Genomic DNA, 16,654 nt, shown 5'->3' on the forward strand with positions numbered 1-16,654 from the left:
GTATTGGCCGCACGGCGTCAACGGGTTTCTGTCACAAAGCGGAGCGCCTGCGCTATTTTCAGGCAATTGTATTATTTGCTAGCCAATTTCTGGCGATCCTTTCAGCATGCTTAGCGCGGTAATGTTTCTTCCCGATACGTGCAGCATGTTTCGTTGCACTTTTACCGCGTTAAGGGCGGGTTGGATTGTTGAATTTGATGAAGAATAGTGCCACTATTGCGCGGTTTTTAACGTCTCGTTCACCTGAACGCCCCTTTAAGCGTAGTTAGCGTATAGCTAAAAGAGGATCGCCGATATGTCAGATTCATTGCTCATGGTGCAGCACGCTCGCGCCAGCTCGTTGATGACGTCACTGCGTGTATCTTCTTATCAACACTGCGCGGTTTACTTTTCTCCCCGTCGATTATCCCCCTTCACCATGCGGTGAGGCGTTCGTTCGCTCACTGTTAGGCATGAGTAAAAATAGAGTGCAGCTCTGCTTTTACTGATGTCTATCGGATGGTGCTGGCTCCAGTTTTTCCATTCTTAGCCTACAGTTTACCTGTAGGGATCATACGCTTGTCGTTATTGATTGGCATTGTGATTGGTCGGGATTGTTATCCCTGAACGGTGTCTTTTAGGCACGTACACTTACCCTTAACCGTTTGGGTTTGGTTACATGAAACAGTTAAAAATTGCGGCGAATGCAGCGGTTGCCACCCGTTTAATCACAACGCGCGAGATTGTCGCGTTGAGTCAGACCGACTTCACTGATGTGGCGGCGGTCGTGGTTTCTATTGAGGAAGCCCGTAGCGGCATTCTGTCGATATTGCAGCACACCGGTTTTAGCATTCCGGCGTTTGTCGAAGAGCCTGATGAAGATAGAGAGTTAGATGTTCTGCCTGCGGGCAGCGAATGGCTGATTCTCGATGATGAAGGTGAGCACGCGAACGTGTTGGAGCGTGCGGCGAAAGCCTATCAGGATGCGATACTGCCACCGTTTTTCGATACGTTGACCAAGTACGTCAACATGAAAAACACGACGTTTGCCTGCCCGGGGCATCAGGGCGGTCAGTTCTTCCGCAAGCACCCGGCGGGTCGTCAGTTTTTTGAGTTTTACGGTGAGAACGTTTTTCGTTCGGACATCTGTAACGCTGACGTCAAACTGGGTGATTTGCTGATCCACGAAGGCGCGGCGAAGAAGGCGCAGAAGCACGCTGCGCGCGTGTTTAACGCCGATAAAACCTATTTCGTGTTGAATGGCACCTCTTCTGCGAACAAAGTGGTGACAAACGCGCTGCTGGCGCGTGGCGATCTGGTGCTGTTTGACCGCAACAACCATAAATCCAACCATCACGGTGCGTTGATTCAGGCGGGTGCGACGCCGGTCTATCTGGAAGCCGTACGTAATCCGTTCGGCTTTATCGGCGGCGTGGATGCGCACTGTTTTGATGAAGCCTACCTGCGCAAACTGATTGCGGAAGTCGCGCCGGAACGCGCCAACGAGCCGCGCCCGTTCCGTCTGGCCGTCATCCAGCTCGGCACCTATGACGGCACGATTTATAACGCGCGTCAGGTGGTTGATAGCATCGGGCACCTGTGCGACTACATTCTGTTTGACTCCGCATGGGTCGGCTACGAGCAGTTTATCCCGATGATGGAGCAGTGCTCGCCGCTGTTGTTGGATCTGAATGAAAACGATCCCGGCATTTTCGTGACTCAGTCGGTGCATAAGCAGCAGGCGGGCTTCTCCCAGACTTCGCAGATCCACAAAAAAGATACGCACATCAAAGGTCAGCGCCGTTTCTGCAACCATAAACAGCTGAATAACGCCTTTATGTTGCACGCTTCGACCAGCCCGTTTTATCCGTTGTTCGCTGCGCTAGACGTCAATGCCAAAATGCACGAAGGGGCAAGTGGGCGTCGTATGTGGATGGACTGCGTGAAGCTGGGCATTGAAGCCCGCAAGCAGTTGCTGACGCGCTGTTCGCTCATCAAACCGTTTGTGCCTGTCACGGTGGGCGGTGTGCTCTGGCAGGATCACGATACGGAGACGATCGCGCAGGACGTGCGCTTCTTCAACTTCGAGCCGGGTGAGAAATGGCACGCGTTTGAAGGGTATGCGGAGGATCAGTATTTTATCGATCCTTGCAAGTTACTGCTGACTACGCCGGGTATTGATGCGATCAGCGGCGATTATACCGAATTTGGTATTCCGGCGACGATCCTCGCCAACTATCTGCGCGAGCACGGCATCATCCCTGAAAAATGCGACATGAACTCGATTCTGTTCCTGTTAACGCCAGCGGAAGACGGCGCAAAAATGCAGGAGCTGGTGAATGCGCTGGTGCATTTCGAAACGCTGATCGCCCGCGATGCACCGCTGAGCGAAGTGCTGCCCAGCCTGTATCAGAAATACAAAGAGCGTTATCGTGGTTACCGACTGCGTCAGCTGTGTCAGGAAATGCATGATTTTTACGCTCAGCACAACGTGAAAGATCTGCAAAAAGCGATGTTCCGTAAAACCGAGTTCCCGTCAGTGGTGATGCTGCCACAAGATGCTAATAGAGAGTTTGTGCGCGGAAATATCGAACTGATTCCTATCGACGAAGCGGAAGGGCGTATCGCGGCGGAAGGGGCGTTGCCGTATCCGCCGGGCGTACTGTGTGTCGTGCCGGGTGAAACCTGGGGCGGGGCGGTACAGCGCTATTTTCTGGCGCTGGAAGCGGGAATTAACCTGCTGCCCGGCTTCTCCCCGGAATTGCAGGGTGTCTATAGCGTCGCGGAAGAAGATGGCAGCAGGCGTCTGTATGGTTACGTAGTAGAACAGTAATTACGGATAGCGGTAAGCCAAGAAACGCAGGCTCGGAAACGAGCCTGCGTTTTTTCTGCCCTAAGATATTGGTCTCTTAACGCAAATCAGATTCCTGCTGATTGGCGAGTTTCACCGCTTCACGCTGCTTTTTCAGCCCACGCCAGCCGATAATCAACATGATCGCCAGCACTGGAACCGTCGCAATCGTCCAGGTGCCATTCGGGTAATCAAACGCCATCAATCCCAACACGCTAACCAGAAAAGCCAGCGTCAGCCATGATGTCACGGGCGCACCGGGCATTCTGAATGCCACCGGTTTGGCTTTCCCCTGACGAATCGCTTTACGCAGCTGCATCTGACACAGAATGATGAACGCCCAGGAGCAGATAATGCCGAGCGAGGCGATATTCAGGACGATCTCGAACACCTGCGATGGCACCACGTAGTTCAGCACCACGCCGATAATGTGGATGCCGACCGTGACCAAAATGCCAGTATAGGGCACGGACTGGCCGCTCATTTTTGACAGGAAAGCGGGCGCCGAACCACCCAGCGACAGCGAGCGCAGAATGCGTCCCGTCGAGTACAGACCGGAGTTCAGGCTGGACAGCGCGGCGGACAGCACCACGATATTCATGATCGTGCCGATATAAGGAACGCCCAGCTTGCTGAAGAAGGTCACGAACGGGCTTTGTCCGGCCTGATAGGCGTTCCACGGCAGCAGGCAGACCAACAGCGCAACGGAGCCGACGTAGAACAGGCCAATACGCCAGATGACGCTGTTGACCGCTTTCGGCAGCACCTGCTCTGGGTTTTTACATTCACCTGCCGTCGTCCCGATGATCTCGATACCGGCAAAGGCAAATATCACCCCCTGAACCAGCACCAGCGCAGGCAGAATGCCGTGTGGGAACAGGCCGCCGTTATCGGTAATCAGGTGCAGGCCGGGCGTGTTGCCGTCCAGCGGGCTGCCTGTGCCGAGATAGACCGTGCCGACTACCAGAAAAATGGCGATAGCCGCGACCTTAATCAGCGCAAACCAGAACTCCATTTCAGCAAACCACTTCACGCCGATCAGGTTCATCAGCGTGACGATGGATAGCGCACTCAGTGCAAACAGCCACTGTGGTACATCGGCAAAGGTGCCCCAGTAGTGCATGTAGAGCGCGACGGCGGTGATGTCGACAATCCCGGTCATCGCCCAGTTGAGGAAGTACATCCAGCCTGCGACGTAGGAGGCTTTTTCACCAAGAAACTCACGCGAGTACGACACGAAGCTACCGCTGGTGGGGCGATGAACGATCAGCTCGCCCAGCGCGCGCAGAATGAAAAAAGAGAAAATGCCGCAAACCAGATAGACCAGCGCCAGAGCTGGCCCTGCCATTTGCAGACGAGCCCCCGCACCAAGAAACAGTCCGGTGCCGATGGAACCGCCAATTGCGATCATCTGTACGTGGCGGTTGCCGAGACTTTGGTGATAACCCTTTTCGTGGAGACGCTGCTGAGCAGCATGATGCTCGCTATTGGTTGAGGAATGTTGTGTCATTTACTCGGTGTTTTCCTGTCTGTCACGCATCTCGTGGTGACGCGTTTTCTATTATTATTTAAAATTCAAATGATTACGTTTTTGTCTGCGACGTTTTTTTATGATACGTTGAGCGCGGTAAGCCGCATGGCAGAAAACAACGGCAGCGATGCTACCTTTTCCTGTGTGCTGTGGCAAAAAATGGATAGCAGGAAAGTGTGTCAGAGCGTGATGGCGTGGGGGATCGCGGTGTGTCAGGCGGGGAACACCCTTCACCGCTCCGGTTATGTGATAAAGACCGGAGCGGGATGAAGCGCAAAAGGTGATGGGTTACACGCCGATATCTGCGCGCGTCGGCCCCTGAAAATGGATGGCGTTGATATGGCAACTGCGCGGCTGGACGAGCACGAAACGCATGGTTTCCCATATCGAGCGGGCGTTCAGCAGATGCTCGCCCATTTTTTCCCCGCCAGCGGGGTTGTCATCCAAGCCGGTGACCTCAAAATCTGGCGGATAAAACCCCGTCACGCGGATATTTTCCTGTGCGACATGATGCGCCAGATTCCGGCTAAAACCGCTCATGCCGTGCTTGGCAGCGAAGAACGCGGGGTGGGCGATAGAGTCGTGGAACTGCGGGAGGCCGCAGACGGAAACCATCGCCAGAATATCGGCACCTTGTGAACGACGTAAGCTCGGCAACAGTGCTTTGGTGAGCAGAATAGAACCGGTCAGGCCGGAGTTGATGGTGCTGACGATATCCGCATCGGTGTCTTCTTCTCCCAATCCACCTTCCAGCCATTGTGCCGCGCTGAGTACCAGAATATCGACGGGCGTACTGTCTTCGAGCAACTGTGCGGAAAAGGCTTTAACCGAATCAGGACTGGCAATATCGCACTGATACGCACGCGCCGTACCACCTTCCTGATGAATGATGTCGACGCTGGCCTGTGCATCGGCCAGTTTGCGGGCGCAAAGATCGACCTTCACCCCTTCGCGAGCCAGCCAGACGGATACCGCTTGTCCAAAGTCGCGGCCACCGCCAGTGACAATCGCGCGCTTACCTTTTAGCATCATATATTCCCTTGGCAAAGAATGTGCTTCCGTTGCTGCGTATCCGGCGACAGAGCGGGATGCAGCATAAATGTGTTCGTTAGGTTTTCTGCGAATCGGCCTGTGCAGCATCTTCTTCCGCCTGCCGTAGAATGGCTTTGGCGACCCACTGCGTGACATCCTGAATGCCGTCCTCTTCCAAATGCCAGATATCTTTCAGCACCAGGAAAACCTCCGAGCCATAAATAAGCGATAAGGCATAAATCACCCGCTGTTGTGCTTCCGGCGTGATTTTTCCTTCCAGCGGTTCGGTGGCAATTTTGAGCAGACGTTTGCGATTGCCGCGTGTCAGCGTATCCGTATGCAGGCGATTGGAGCGACGATCGGCCCATTGTTGCAGTGAAAGATGTAACGCTGCACGCAGCGCACCTTCATGCTCCAGCATTCTTGGGTAAGCAAAGTGCAGCAGTTCAGACACGCGTTCACTGGCGTCCGGCTGTGTCGGGTGCCACGCCAGAATCGGACCAAGGCTTTCGCCGACAACGGCGGAGACTAACGCACTTTGCGTCGGAAAATAGCGGTAAGCCGTCGCGCGTGAAAGCTGAGCCGCAGCAGCAACATCGGTAATGGAAGGGAATATGCCTTGATCGAACATATTCATGGCGGTATCAATTAGTAAACGACGGGTTTTCGCCCGTGTTGATGTCAGTTTTTCATCCCGTTCAATCACATAGACCTCATTGAATTTTCGGGCCGGACGCTATCGGGCAGTACGGCGTTGTCGCCTGAACTATAGCAAATTGCGTGATTCTAGTGCCACGTCAAGCTTTCTTACTGTTAATGTAATGTCATTCATAACATTTTGAGACTTTTGTCTCATTTGGGTATTTAATGGTTTGTCTTTCTGATACTCAAGTCTCAATATGGCGGCGAATTAATCTAGCCTGTTTTTAGTTTTTATAATTTTCATTTATATCAATCTGTTAATTGTTTCGCTAACGGTGGGAGGGATACCAAGTGGGAAGTGAAGTTGGCAGCGTTTATATTGCAAGTACCGCTGATACTAAAGGAAAAGAACAGATTTACGTCCGCGATCTGATTGCCGCTACAGGCTTAAAAACGGTCACGATCGATCTGTCAACGACACCGCCGTCAACGGATTCACAGGTGTCAGATGCGACAGATATCAGCGCAGCAACGGTGGCATCGTACCATCCGCAGGGCGTATCGGCGGTGTTTTGCCATGACAGAGGGCTGGCTATTAGCGCCATGGCCGTTGCATTTGAGCACTTCATGCTGTCTCGCGATGATACTGCTGGGCTGCTCGGGCTTGGCGGTTCTGGTGGTACGGCACTGATTACGCCCGCGATGCAGGCTTTACCGATTGGTATGCCGAAGCTGATGGTCTCGACGATGGCCTCCGGCGATATTTCCGGCTACATCGGCGCCAGCGATATCAGCATGATGTATTCCGTTACCGATGTGGCGGGCCTGAACCGTATTTCTCGTCAGGTTCTCGGCAACGCCGCGCACCAGATTGCCGGTGCCGTGAAGTTTCATATTCAGGAGCATCATGACGATAAACCCGCGATTGGCCTGACCATGTTTGGGGTTACGACGCCGTGCATTCAGGAAGCCAGCGCATTGCTGGAAGCGGAGTTTGACTGTCTGGTCTTTCACGCGACGGGCAGCGGTGGGAAAGCGATGGAAAAGCTGGTGGACAGCCATTTGCTCACTGGCGTGCTCGATCTCACCACGACAGAAGTGTGCGATTTACTGTTTGATGGCGTGCTGGCCTGCGGGCCGGAACGGTTTGATGCGATAGCCAAGACGCAGGTGCCTTACGTGGCGTCCTGCGGTGCGCTGGACATGGTGAATTTTGGTTCTCCTGCAAGCGTGCCGGAGAAATACGCGCATCGTCTGTTCTACAACCACAACGCGCAGGTCACCCTGATGCGTACCACGATAGACGAAAATATCGCGATGGCGCGCTGGATTGGGGAGAAACTCAACCGCTGTGAAGGCGACGTGCGCTTCCTGATCCCAGAAGGCGGCTTCTCCGCGCTGGATGCGCCGGATCAGGCATTCTGGCACCCGGAAGCACGTGACGCGTTTATCAGCACGTTGGAGAGCGTCGTTCAGCAAACGGCAAGACGACAGATTATTCGTCTGCCTTTCCATATTAACGATCCTTTATTTGCCCATGCCGCAGTCGATGCGTTTCGGGCGTTAGTGAAATAAGAAGGGAGAAGCATGATGTCAGGCATTAATCGTCAGGAACTGCTGGCAAAATTTCGCGACATGATCGCGCGTCGCGAGCCGATTATCGGCGGTGGTGCGGGAACGGGGCTTTCCGCGAAATGTGAAGAAGCGGGCGGCATCGATCTGATCGTGATCTACAACTCTGGGCGCTATCGCATGGCGGGGAGAGGTTCGCTGGCTGGCCTGTTGGCTTACGGCAACGCGAATGAGATCGTCGTGGATATGGCGAAAGAAGTGCTGCCGGTTGTGAAGCACACGCCGGTGCTGGCAGGCGTAAACGGAACCGATCCTTTCTGTCAGTTTGATAAATTTCTGGATGACCTGAAAGCGCTGGGTTTCTCTGGCGTGCAGAACTTCCCAACCGTTGGGCTGATTGACGGTAATTTCCGCGCCAATCTGGAAGAAACCGGAATGGGGTACGCGCTGGAAGTGGACATGATTCGCCTGGCGCACGAAAAAGATATGCTGACCACGCCTTACGTGTTCAGTGCGGCAGATGCCGTCGCGATGACGAAAGCGGGGGCGGATATTATTGTGCCGCACATGGGGTTAACCACTGGCGGTAATATTGGGGCGGAAACGGCGCTTAATCTGGCGGATTGCGTTCCGTTGATTAATCACTGGGCAGATGAGGCGAAGTCCATCCGTAAGGATGTGATTGTGCTGTGTCACGGCGGACCGATTTCAACACCGCAGGACGCACAGTTCATTATGGATCACTGCCCGCAGTGCGATGGTTTTTACGGTGCCAGCTCTATGGAGCGGCTGCCGACAGAAACCGCGTTAACGGCTACTACACAGCAATTCAAAAAAATTAAGCGTTAACAGACTTTTTTGGCTCTATACCTAGCCGATGTCCTAAAGCAGGAAGAAGGCAGGTAAATTGCGCCAATATCAGGGAATGCGGCCAGCACATGCTGGCCGTAGTTTTTTGTGTCCTAAACAGAGGTACTAAATAGCGTTTTAGGTCGCACAGGGAAGAAAGTCATTGTTATAACTGCTATTTTTCACAGTGCAGAAACTTCGGAGAAATAGGTATGACATGGCGCATCACGATAGGATTGATAACGAATTTGCTACTCAGCTTTGCCGTTATGGCGAATGTTGGCATTGGGTTTCAACAAATAACGCTGGCTGATGAGGCCAATAATAGGCCGCTGGAAGCTGCCGTATTTTATCCGGCTTCATCATCACAACAGACTGCGATAATCGGTGAGAATCCTGTATTTCCCGGTATCGCCGTAAGCAAAAATGCCGTGCCTGAGTCCGGTGAATATCCCCTGATTGTGGTTTCACACGGCTATGGCGGGAGCTGGTTTAATCAACTCTGGCTGGCACAGGCGTTGGTCAAGCAAGGCTATATTGTTGCCGCGCCTAATCACCCAGGAACGACCACTAAAGATATGCGGGTTGAGAAGGCTCAGGAGTTATGGCTACGGCCCAACGATATTAGCCGCGTTATTACCGCTTTACTCGCTGCCCCAGAAAAAACGGGGCGTGTTGATGCGCAGCGTATTGCCGCTGTTGGCCATTCGCTGGGGGGATGGACGGTATTGGAGTTAGCGGGCGGGCGTTTTAGCACGCAGCAATTTGAGCGTGATTGTCTGACGCATGTTGGGCTGGCGTCCTGCAAAGCCTATGAAAAGATGCATATCGCAAAGAATGCGTCATTACGTGCGCAGCTTGATAAGCCATTGGCGGATCCGCGTATCAGTGCGGTGGTCTCGCTGGATATGGGGCTGGCGCGAGGGTTTACCGCGGAGAGTCTTGCGGCAATACACATTCCCGTTTTGATCGTTGCGGCTGGGTATCCTAATGAGGAACTGCCTGCCGAGCTGGAATCTCACGATTTGGCACAGAAGCTGCCACCAGCGCATTCAGCCTATAAGGAAATTGCTGATGCGACGCATTTTAGCTTCATGCAGATTTGTAAGCCGGGTGCCATTGAGATCATTAATGCCGAGAACCCAGGAGATGGCATGATTTGTCTTGATGGCGGCGCACGTTCGCGTGAGCAGATTCAGCAGGGCGTTGTGAAGGATATTAGCGATTTTCTTCAGGCGGCGTGGAGGAAGCCGTAGCCTGTGCCCGAAGTGGGTGCTGACTACGCCAGACGCTGGGACTCATCCCCGTGAGTCGCAAAAACTCGCGGTTGAAGTTTGATTTAGTCTGAAACCCGCTTTCCAGCATGATATCCGTGATTCGTGCATCCGTTTGACTGAGGAGGCGCTTGGCCTCCTCAATTCGGTATTCGTTCATCACCTGCGAGAAATTACGACCGTGCACGCGGTTGATGGTTTCGGACAGGCGTCTTAGCGGTATTCCCATGCGTCGGCTCAGGCGCTGAAGCGTCATGCTGGGGTCGGTGTATAACGCATGCGTACGAATGAAGTCATCTAACGTTTTCGCCAGTTGGTGTTCATCATCGGTAGCAGGTAGCGCTTCCGGTTTCTGGTCATGTGTAACGCTAAGCTCAGCCTGCGGGTGTTGTGCAGAGTACGTGACGATAAGCAGGGTCAATATCGCCAGCATGATGATGTGGAATACGGTGATGATGGTCGCCGCGCTATTGCCGCTGTAGAAAGCGATATCCAGTGCGATGACGATATCGATAGCGCCGGAGATAAGCACATACAGCCCGGCGATAAACGGCGCGCTTTTCCACAGGGGAGAGGGCGTTTGACGATGGTGAGCGCTGTAAACCAGCATTGCCCCATAGCCGAAGTAAATACTCACCAGCATCAGATCGATGAGTGGAACGGTTGTTCTGCTCTGGACGGCACTTGCGCCAAGGATGAGTAAGGGTGGTAACAGATGCCGGAGAGATCGTCGGCGTCGACGGTTTAAGGCATCGGAGACCTTTTCTCTATAGGGGAACAGGCAAAGCCATAACAGCGGCGGAATGGATGCGGCAATGGCGGGTTGGATAAATGAAGGTAAGGCAACATGACCACCCCAGCGTAACGCTACCAGTGTCAGGGCAAGACAGCTCACGCCGATGAGTATCGCCTCTGCTTTGGTATTACGCTTTTTAGTTCCTTTATTTTGAATAGCCAGAAACTGGATGCGAAAAAATAAAATAACCAGCAGAAGTGCAGTAATAAACGGTAAGGGAATCGCGGTCATTGTGTTTATCAACAACGTTATTGTAGATATCTGGTCTGATGAAACCGCGCTACCGGAGCAAACCCGGTAGCGCGGCGTTCTGTGGTGCGCGTGAATTAGCGGCGGTAATTTTTCTGTGCCGTGTTCACTTTGTACAGATAGCGGCGTGATTCGCCAGACGGGTGCTTCGTCGTCAGCGTCTGGTAGACATCGCTCGGTGACATGTTGTTGATAATGCCCACGGCGCGATCGCGATCGCTGGAGAAGACGCGCAACACGCTGCCTGCGCCACCGTTATACGCGGTGATGACGGCGTAGCGTTTCGACGTTGGGTTTTCAATACCGGCCAGATAGCTGTTCTTCAGAATCGACAGATAGGCGGTACCCGCGTCGATGTTTTGTTCTGGATCGAACAAATAGCTGCGGCTTGGCTGCCCCCATTTCCCTTTCATCTTGAAGACGTCGCGTCCTGCGCTGTGCTGCACTACCTGCATCAGACCCAGCGCATCGGAACGGCTGACGGCGTAAGGGTTGAAGCTGGACTCTGTCTGCATAATCGCCAGAATCAGCGACTCTTCAATGCCGTAACGCTCGGAAGCCTTACGCACCAGCGGCAGGTATTTGTGTGCACGCTTGTCCAGATGGTTAGGGACGAGCTGGATCGTGACCGACCAGATCACATGCAGGCCGGAGGTGCGTTTTTGCAGACGGTTCTGGAGCAGATAATCGGCGAAGCTGGCGGCTCGGCCTTCCCAGCGGATCGGCTGTCCGGTGTTATCCAGCACCTGTCCATACAGCAGCGGCTCGCGGCTGATTTGAATATCGTTAGCGTCGGAATACAGGTCGGTGTTACTGGCGTCATCGCCCATCAGCAGGGTCGTGATAATCGCCTGACGCAGGCTGGCAACGGAGTTGGTTGCCGAAATGGTTTCGATAGTGATTGAACCGGCATCAAAGTTGATGTGGCTACGCGTCTGATATTGATCGGTGTATTTGACGTAGTCTTTTGGGCCAGCGATCAGAACTTCATTCATCCCCCAGATATTTTCGATGTTGTGGGCAAATTGCCCCATTAAAATATCGAAGGCGTTGGTATCCTTGAGAAACTCTTCGTTGTCGGCATTCCCTTTGTTTCCCGAACAGGAAACCAGCAGTGGTGCAATCACCAGCAGCGCTAACATTTTCTTCATATAACAAGCCGTGTCGGAATGGGGACGTAAGCGGGCCCGAAAGCCCGCAATCTCAGTGGCTCGGAGGCGTATAGCCTTCGATGTGTACGTCCTTCCCTTCAAACAGGAACTTGATCATTTCCTGTTCCAGCAGCTTACGGTCGTCAACATTCATCATGCTGAGCTTTTTCTCGTTGATCAGCATGGTTTGCTTGGTTTGCCATTGCGCCCAGGCTTCTTTAGAGATTTCGTTATAGATGCGCTTGCCCAGATCGCCGGGATAGAGCTGGAAATCCTGCCCTTCGGCGTCGCGTTGTAAAAAAGTACAAAAAATCGTTCTGCTCATGCTTCTTCCTCATCAATTGCGCAGGCATTCAAACGTGTTGACTGCGGGTGAGCCAACTCCCTCAGCAGGCGTTCTACCGGGGCGGCCAGTCCGACAGACGGCGGCTGCGCTAAGTTATACCAGAGACCTGCATCGTCATCCATGCAGGACCTGTTTTGTGAGCGATCGGTCTGCGATACGTCCAGCCAGAGCGGAACGATATCCAGATGAAAATGGCTGAATGTGTGGCGGAACGCGACAAGCTGTTGCAATCCATCAGGATTCAGACCACGTTGTTGCATCCAGAGTTCCAATTCCCGACGTTCGCTGAACTGCGGGAAGCAAAATAGCCCGCCCCACAGGCCCACGGCAGGGCGCTGTTGCAGCCAGACTTGAGAACCCTGTTGCATCAGCAGGAACCAGCCAGTTTTCTCTGGCAGCGTCTGCTTCGGCTTCTTGCCGGGGTATTGCGCCCAGCTGTGGTTGGCGTAGGCAATACAGCCGGTGCTCAGCGGGCACAGCTCGCACTTGGGGCGGCTGCGGGTGCAGACTATCGCACCGAGATCCATCATCGCCTGATTAAACTGGCTGACGCCCTCGGCTGGCGTGACGTCTTCACTCCGCGCCCACAGTTTCTTTTCGACCTCTTTCTTGCCCGGCCAGCCGTCAACGGCGTAGCAGCGTGCCAGCACGCGCTTCACATTACCGTCGAGAATCGGGTAATGCTGGCCGAGAGCGAGCGACAGCACCGCGCCTGCGGTGGAACGCCCGACGCCCGGCAACGCCGCGACTTCATCAAAGGTGGTGGGGAATTCGCCGCCGTGACGTGACACAATAGTCTGTGCCGCTTTGTGTAGATTACGCGCACGTGCGTAGTAGCCCAGCCCGGTCCACAAGTGGAGCACTTCATCCAGCGGTGCTGCCGCCAGTGCACTGACGTTCGGAAAGCGTTCCATAAAGCGTTGGAAATAGGGGATAACCGTGGTGACCTGCGTTTGTTGCAACATCACTTCGGATAGCCATACTTTATAGGGAGTTTTCTCAAGCTGCCACGGCAGGGTTTTGCGGCCATAGCGTTGGTACCAGTCCAGCACCTGATGGGCGAACTGTTGCGCTTGCATCATAAAATGGGGTCACTATCCGGCAGGTAAAAAGTTTGATAGCGATTCCAGCACAGAGTGAATGTGCTGTAAACCGGAACTTTCCGAGGCAGTGGGCTTGCTAAACCACGGTATCCTTGCATAATGCGCGTTTCATTAACGAAATCGGACAGCAAGTAAGCACTCTTTATGATTAACAACGTCATTTCACCGGAATTTGATGAAAATGGGCGCCCGATGCGTCGTATCCGCAGTTTTGTCCGCCGTCAGGGGCGCTTGACCAACGGGCAACAGCTGGCGTTGGATAACTACTGGCCGGTGATGGGCGTGGAATATCAGACCGAGCTGGTCGATTTTAACGCGCTATTTGGTCGTGACGCGCCCGTGGTGCTGGAGATCGGTTTTGGGATGGGCGCCTCGCTGGTGACGATGGCGGCACAGCATCCCGAGCAGAATTTCCTCGGTATCGAAGTTCACCTGCCGGGCGTGGGCGCGTGTCTCGCTGCCGCACAGGAGACGGGAATCAGCAATCTGCGCGTGATGTGTCACGATGCGATCGAAGTGCTGATGAATATGATCCCGGATGGCTCACTGTCTATGGTTCAACTCTTCTTCCCCGATCCGTGGCACAAAGCTCGCCATAATAAACGCCGTATCGTCCAAGTGCCTTTCGTCCAACTGGTACAGAGTAAGCTGAAAGTCGGCGGCGTGTTCCACATGGCAACAGACTGGGAACCTTATGCGCAACATATGCTCGAAGTGATGACCTCTGTCACCGAGTACCGTAATCTTTCCAATAATAATGAGTACGTTGAGCGGCCGGAGTCCCGTCCGCTGACGAAATTTGAAGCACGCGGCCAGCGTTTGGGGCATGGCGTGTGGGATCTGATGTTTGAGAGGATAAAATAAAATGGCACAAGCTCGTAGCCGTCGTTTACGTAAAAAACTTCACATTGATGAGTTTCAGGAATTAGGTTTTTCTGTCAGCTTCCGCTTTCCAGAAGGCACTAGCGTCGAAGATATCGATAAGCTGATGGATAAGTTCGTTGACGACGTCATTGAACCACAAGGACTGGCATTCGAAGGCAGCGGTTATTTGCTCTGGGAAGGCCTGATCTGTCTGCAAAAAATCGGTCACTGCACCGAAGAACATCGCCAACTGGTTAGCCGCTGGTTGGAAGAGCAGAAACTGACTGACGTAAAAGTCAGCAACCTGTTCGATATCTGGTGGGATCTGCCAGAACACCTGCTGTAATCCTTGGTCTTATCAAGGCATGCCTGAGCTGATTCTGGCTCAGGCGTTATCCGCCTCATCAAAGGGCGGATTGCCGCTCTCCCGCCACTGCCGTTGTTTTCTTCAGGAGAAAATATGTCGCGTAAAATAACCTTGGGTTTATTGATGTTGCTGTCCTGGCAAGCGCAGGCGGCCTACCAGTGCAACGTGAATCCGCAGGACGACATCGTCATCAGTCCGCAACACGTACAGGTCGTGGGTGCCAGCGGCAACTTACAACTCTCCCCGCAGGGCGATATTGTCCGTAACGGTACGCCGCTGACCCTGAACGCCGAACAACGCCAGAAAGCCAAAGCCTATCAGGCGGATTTACGCCAGCAACTGCCGTGGATCGATCAGGGTGCGCAGCAGCATCTTGAAAAAGCGCGAGTCGCGCTGGATAACGTCATCGTGCAAGAGCTTGGCAGCGACAGCAATGTGCGCAATCGTCTGACTACGCTGGATAAACAGCTCAAGCAGCAGATGAACCGAATTATCGAACACCGCAGCGATGGCCTGACATTCCACCATCAGGCGATTAAGCAAGTTGAGCAAGATGGCAAACAGCTCGTGCAACAAAGCATGGGCGGCGTCTTGCAGGACAGCCTGAACGAGATGGGCGTAAAACAGATGTCCAGCGGCGGTAACCCGCTACAGGCGATGATGGGCAACCTCGGTGGCTTGCAGAAAGCGATTCAGGCCGAGTGGAATAATCAGGAACTGGAGTTCCAGCGCTTCGGCAATGACGTATGTAGCCGCGTCACATCGCTGGAAAACCAGCGCAAGAGTCTATTGCAGACGCTGAAGTAATCGTTCAACGTTCTGTACAACGCATTAAAGAAAACCGGGCGATGCCCGGTTTTTTGCGTTTATGGTGCCGGGAACGTGAAGCGGCGGTGGATCGCTTCCAGCTCGTCAAGGATCTCACCGTCCAGCGTCAGGTTCTGGCTGTCGAGGTTGATTTGCAGCTGTTCCAGTGTCGTCGCGCCCAGCAGCGTACTGGCGACGAACGGCTGCTGGCGTACAAACGCCAATGCCATTTGCGCCGGATCCAGACCGTGCTTTTGCGCCAGCGCTACGTATTCAGCAACCGCCGCCTGAGCCTGCGGGCCAGTATAGCGAGTAAAGCGGCTAAACAACGTGTTACGCGCATTGGCCGGTTTCGCGCCGTTCAGATATTTACCCGTCAGCGTACCGAACGCCAGTGACGAATAGGCGAGAAGTTCCACGCCTTCATGCTGGCTGATTTCCGCCAAGCCGACTTCAAAACTGCGGTTCAGCAGGCTGTAGGGGTTCTGAATCGACACGATACGCGGCAGATCGTGTTTTTCCGCCAGATGCAGATAGCGCATCACACCCCACGGCGTTTCGTTGGAGACGCCGACGTAGCGGATCTTACCGGCACGCACCTGCTCATTCAGCGCTTCCAGCGTTTCCAGCAGCGTCACTACCGGTTTGTCATCGGTATATTGCGGTTTGTCATCAGTATATTGATAGTTAAGCTTGCCAAAGCAATTGGTCTGGCGCTGTGGCCAATGTAACTGATAGAGATCGATATAGTCAGTATTCAGGCGTTGCAGACTGGCATCCAGCGCGGCGCGGATGTTTTTCCTGTCCAGTGCCTGCTGCGGACGGATGCTGTGATCGCTTCCGCGTACCGGGCCGGATACTTTACTCGCCACAATCAATTTTTCACGTCCGCCACGGGATTTCAGCCAGGAGCCAATATAGCTCTCGGTTAACCCCTGTGTTTCCGGGCGAGGAGGAACGGCGTACATTTCTGCTGTGTCAATCAGGTTAACACCTGCGGCAATGGCGTGATCTAACTGGGCATGAGCGTCTGCTTCGCTGTTCTGTTCGCCAAAGGTCATCGTACCAAGGCCCAGTACGCTCACTTCTAAAGAACTATGGGGAATACGGTGATATTGCATTGCCAGCTTCCTTATGTCTGAAAATAGCAGGCGTATTTCCCGTCATCTCCGCATGATTTGCTGCGATTCCAATGATTTTGGGAAGACACACCTGAATTTGACTATAACGAAGCCGCGGCG

The 16,654-nt window shown here is 53.7% G+C and carries 17 protein-coding genes; 9 read left to right on the forward strand and 8 right to left on the reverse strand.

Features of this window, described 5'->3' with window-relative positions:
* The first annotated feature begins 295 nt into the window (after positions 1–295).
* A complete protein-coding gene (locus K7X24_RS22010; RefSeq protein WP_263499286.1) occupies positions 296–427 on the forward strand; it encodes a hypothetical protein in 132 nt (43 codons plus the stop codon).
* Positions 428–658: 231 nt separating this feature from the next.
* Complete coding sequence (locus K7X24_RS13715; protein WP_224555352.1) at positions 659–2,812, forward strand: ornithine decarboxylase; 2,154 nt, start codon at positions 659–661, stop codon at positions 2,810–2,812.
* Between the two features lie 76 nt (positions 2,813–2,888).
* Here the strand turns inward: K7X24_RS13715 and ansP are convergent, their stop codons facing one another.
* Positions 2,889–4,340 carry an L-asparagine permease gene (gene ansP, locus K7X24_RS13720; protein ID WP_039506302.1) on the reverse strand — a complete coding sequence of 484 codons (1,452 nt, stop codon included), beginning with the start codon at positions 4,338–4,340 and terminating at the stop codon, positions 2,889–2,891.
* Between the two features lie 126 nt (positions 4,341–4,466).
* Here ansP and K7X24_RS13725 point away from each other — a divergent pair, with 126 nt between their 5' ends.
* Entirely contained in the window at positions 4,467–4,631 is a 165-nt protein-coding gene (locus K7X24_RS13725; RefSeq protein WP_010299649.1) for a hypothetical protein, read from the forward strand.
* An 18-nt stretch (positions 4,632–4,649) separates the two neighbouring features.
* Here K7X24_RS13725 and K7X24_RS13730 read toward each other — a convergent pair whose 3' ends face one another.
* The gene (locus tag K7X24_RS13730; protein ID WP_224555353.1) at positions 4,650–5,390 is read right to left on the reverse strand and encodes an SDR family oxidoreductase; all 741 of its coding nucleotides are present in this window, start codon (positions 5,388–5,390) and stop codon (positions 4,650–4,652) included.
* Between the two features lie 79 nt (positions 5,391–5,469).
* The gene (locus K7X24_RS13735; protein ID WP_039490327.1) at positions 5,470–6,099 is read right to left on the reverse strand and encodes a TetR/AcrR family transcriptional regulator; all 630 of its coding nucleotides are present in this window, start codon (positions 6,097–6,099) and stop codon (positions 5,470–5,472) included.
* A gap of 287 nt (positions 6,100–6,386) precedes the next feature.
* Here K7X24_RS13735 and K7X24_RS13740 point away from each other — a divergent pair, with 287 nt between their 5' ends.
* From K7X24_RS13740 to K7X24_RS13750, 3 genes are all read left to right on the forward strand, one after another.
* On the forward strand, positions 6,387–7,610 hold the full coding sequence (locus tag K7X24_RS13740; protein WP_107332415.1) for a Tm-1-like ATP-binding domain-containing protein: 1,224 nt from the start codon (positions 6,387–6,389) through the stop codon (positions 7,608–7,610).
* A gap of 15 nt (positions 7,611–7,625) precedes the next feature.
* Positions 7,626–8,456 (forward strand): phosphoenolpyruvate hydrolase family protein, encoded by an 831-nt coding sequence (locus K7X24_RS13745; protein WP_411961345.1) that lies wholly within the window; start codon positions 7,626–7,628, stop codon positions 8,454–8,456.
* A 212-nt stretch (positions 8,457–8,668) separates the two neighbouring features.
* The gene (locus K7X24_RS13750; protein WP_224555356.1) at positions 8,669–9,712 is read left to right on the forward strand and encodes an alpha/beta hydrolase family protein; all 1,044 of its coding nucleotides are present in this window, start codon (positions 8,669–8,671) and stop codon (positions 9,710–9,712) included.
* Here the strand turns inward: K7X24_RS13750 and K7X24_RS13755 are convergent.
* From K7X24_RS13755 to mutY, 4 genes are all read right to left on the reverse strand, one after another.
* Positions 9,675–10,757, reverse strand: coding sequence for a helix-turn-helix domain-containing protein (locus K7X24_RS13755; protein ID WP_224555357.1), 1,083 nt, complete (start codon positions 10,755–10,757; stop codon positions 9,675–9,677). The two genes, K7X24_RS13750 and K7X24_RS13755, sit on opposite strands and share 38 nt — an antisense overlap.
* 95 nt (positions 10,758–10,852) lie before the next feature.
* The gene (mltC, locus tag K7X24_RS13760) at positions 10,853–11,926 is read right to left on the reverse strand and encodes a membrane-bound lytic murein transglycosylase MltC (RefSeq protein ID WP_010299671.1); all 1,074 of its coding nucleotides are present in this window, start codon (positions 11,924–11,926) and stop codon (positions 10,853–10,855) included.
* A 52-nt stretch (positions 11,927–11,978) separates the two neighbouring features.
* The gene (locus tag K7X24_RS13765) at positions 11,979–12,251 is read right to left on the reverse strand and encodes an oxidative damage protection protein (protein WP_005975842.1); all 273 of its coding nucleotides are present in this window, start codon (positions 12,249–12,251) and stop codon (positions 11,979–11,981) included.
* A complete protein-coding gene (mutY, locus tag K7X24_RS13770; RefSeq protein WP_103942651.1) occupies positions 12,248–13,354 on the reverse strand; it encodes an A/G-specific adenine glycosylase in 1,107 nt (368 codons plus the stop codon). Before mutY ends, K7X24_RS13765 begins: the two co-directional genes overlap by 4 nt.
* Before the next feature lie 165 nt (positions 13,355–13,519).
* Between mutY and trmB the strand changes: the two genes are divergently transcribed.
* The 3 genes from trmB to K7X24_RS13785 all read left to right on the forward strand — a co-directional run bounded on the left by trmB (position 13,520) and on the right by K7X24_RS13785 (position 15,413).
* Positions 13,520–14,239 (forward strand): tRNA (guanosine(46)-N7)-methyltransferase TrmB, encoded by a 720-nt coding sequence (trmB, locus tag K7X24_RS13775; RefSeq protein ID WP_224555358.1) that lies wholly within the window; start codon positions 13,520–13,522, stop codon positions 14,237–14,239.
* A 1-nt stretch (position 14,240) separates the two neighbouring features.
* Positions 14,241–14,585, forward strand: coding sequence for a YggL family protein (locus K7X24_RS13780; protein ID WP_010299679.1), 345 nt, complete (start codon positions 14,241–14,243; stop codon positions 14,583–14,585).
* A gap of 114 nt (positions 14,586–14,699) precedes the next feature.
* Positions 14,700–15,413 carry a DUF2884 domain-containing protein gene (locus K7X24_RS13785; protein ID WP_039490339.1) on the forward strand — a complete coding sequence of 238 codons (714 nt, stop codon included), beginning with the start codon at positions 14,700–14,702 and terminating at the stop codon, positions 15,411–15,413.
* Positions 15,414–15,472: 59 nt separating this feature from the next.
* Here the strand turns inward: K7X24_RS13785 and K7X24_RS13790 are convergent, their stop codons facing one another.
* Positions 15,473–16,534 carry an NADP(H)-dependent aldo-keto reductase gene (locus tag K7X24_RS13790; protein ID WP_224555359.1) on the reverse strand — a complete coding sequence of 354 codons (1,062 nt, stop codon included), beginning with the start codon at positions 16,532–16,534 and terminating at the stop codon, positions 15,473–15,475.
* Between the last annotated feature and the right edge of the window lie 120 nt (positions 16,535–16,654).

The organism is Pectobacterium versatile (assembly GCF_020166435.1).
GTDB lineage: Bacteria > Pseudomonadota > Gammaproteobacteria > Enterobacterales > Enterobacteriaceae > Pectobacterium > Pectobacterium versatile.

Bases quoted from the DNA above. Each gene is read 5' to 3' on its own strand.
- K7X24_RS22010 (WP_263499286.1), top strand. From the start codon at position 296: ATGTCAGATTCATTGCTCATGGTGCAGCACGCTCGCGCCAGCTCGTTG.
- K7X24_RS13715 (WP_224555352.1), top strand. From the start codon at position 659: ATGAAACAGTTAAAAATTGCGGCGAATGCAGCGGTTGCCACCCGTTTA.
- ansP (WP_039506302.1), bottom strand. From the start codon at position 4,340: ATGACACAACATTCCTCAACCAATAGCGAGCATCATGCTGCTCAGCAG.
- K7X24_RS13725 (WP_010299649.1), top strand. From the start codon at position 4,467: ATGGCAGAAAACAACGGCAGCGATGCTACCTTTTCCTGTGTGCTGTGG.
- K7X24_RS13730 (WP_224555353.1), bottom strand. From the start codon at position 5,390: ATGCTAAAAGGTAAGCGCGCGATTGTCACTGGCGGTGGCCGCGACTTT.
- K7X24_RS13745 (WP_411961345.1), top strand. From the start codon at position 7,626: ATGTCAGGCATTAATCGTCAGGAACTGCTGGCAAAATTTCGCGACATG.
- K7X24_RS13750 (WP_224555356.1), top strand. From the start codon at position 8,669: ATGACATGGCGCATCACGATAGGATTGATAACGAATTTGCTACTCAGC.
- K7X24_RS13755 (WP_224555357.1), bottom strand. From the start codon at position 10,757: ATGACCGCGATTCCCTTACCGTTTATTACTGCACTTCTGCTGGTTATT.
- mltC (WP_010299671.1), bottom strand. From the start codon at position 11,926: ATGAAGAAAATGTTAGCGCTGCTGGTGATTGCACCACTGCTGGTTTCC.
- K7X24_RS13765 (WP_005975842.1), bottom strand. From the start codon at position 12,251: ATGAGCAGAACGATTTTTTGTACTTTTTTACAACGCGACGCCGAAGGG.
- mutY (WP_103942651.1), bottom strand. From the start codon at position 13,354: ATGATGCAAGCGCAACAGTTCGCCCATCAGGTGCTGGACTGGTACCAA.
- trmB (WP_224555358.1), top strand. From the start codon at position 13,520: ATGATTAACAACGTCATTTCACCGGAATTTGATGAAAATGGGCGCCCG.
- K7X24_RS13780 (WP_010299679.1), top strand. From the start codon at position 14,241: ATGGCACAAGCTCGTAGCCGTCGTTTACGTAAAAAACTTCACATTGAT.
- K7X24_RS13785 (WP_039490339.1), top strand. From the start codon at position 14,700: ATGTCGCGTAAAATAACCTTGGGTTTATTGATGTTGCTGTCCTGGCAA.
- K7X24_RS13790 (WP_224555359.1), bottom strand. From the start codon at position 16,534: ATGCAATATCACCGTATTCCCCATAGTTCTTTAGAAGTGAGCGTACTG.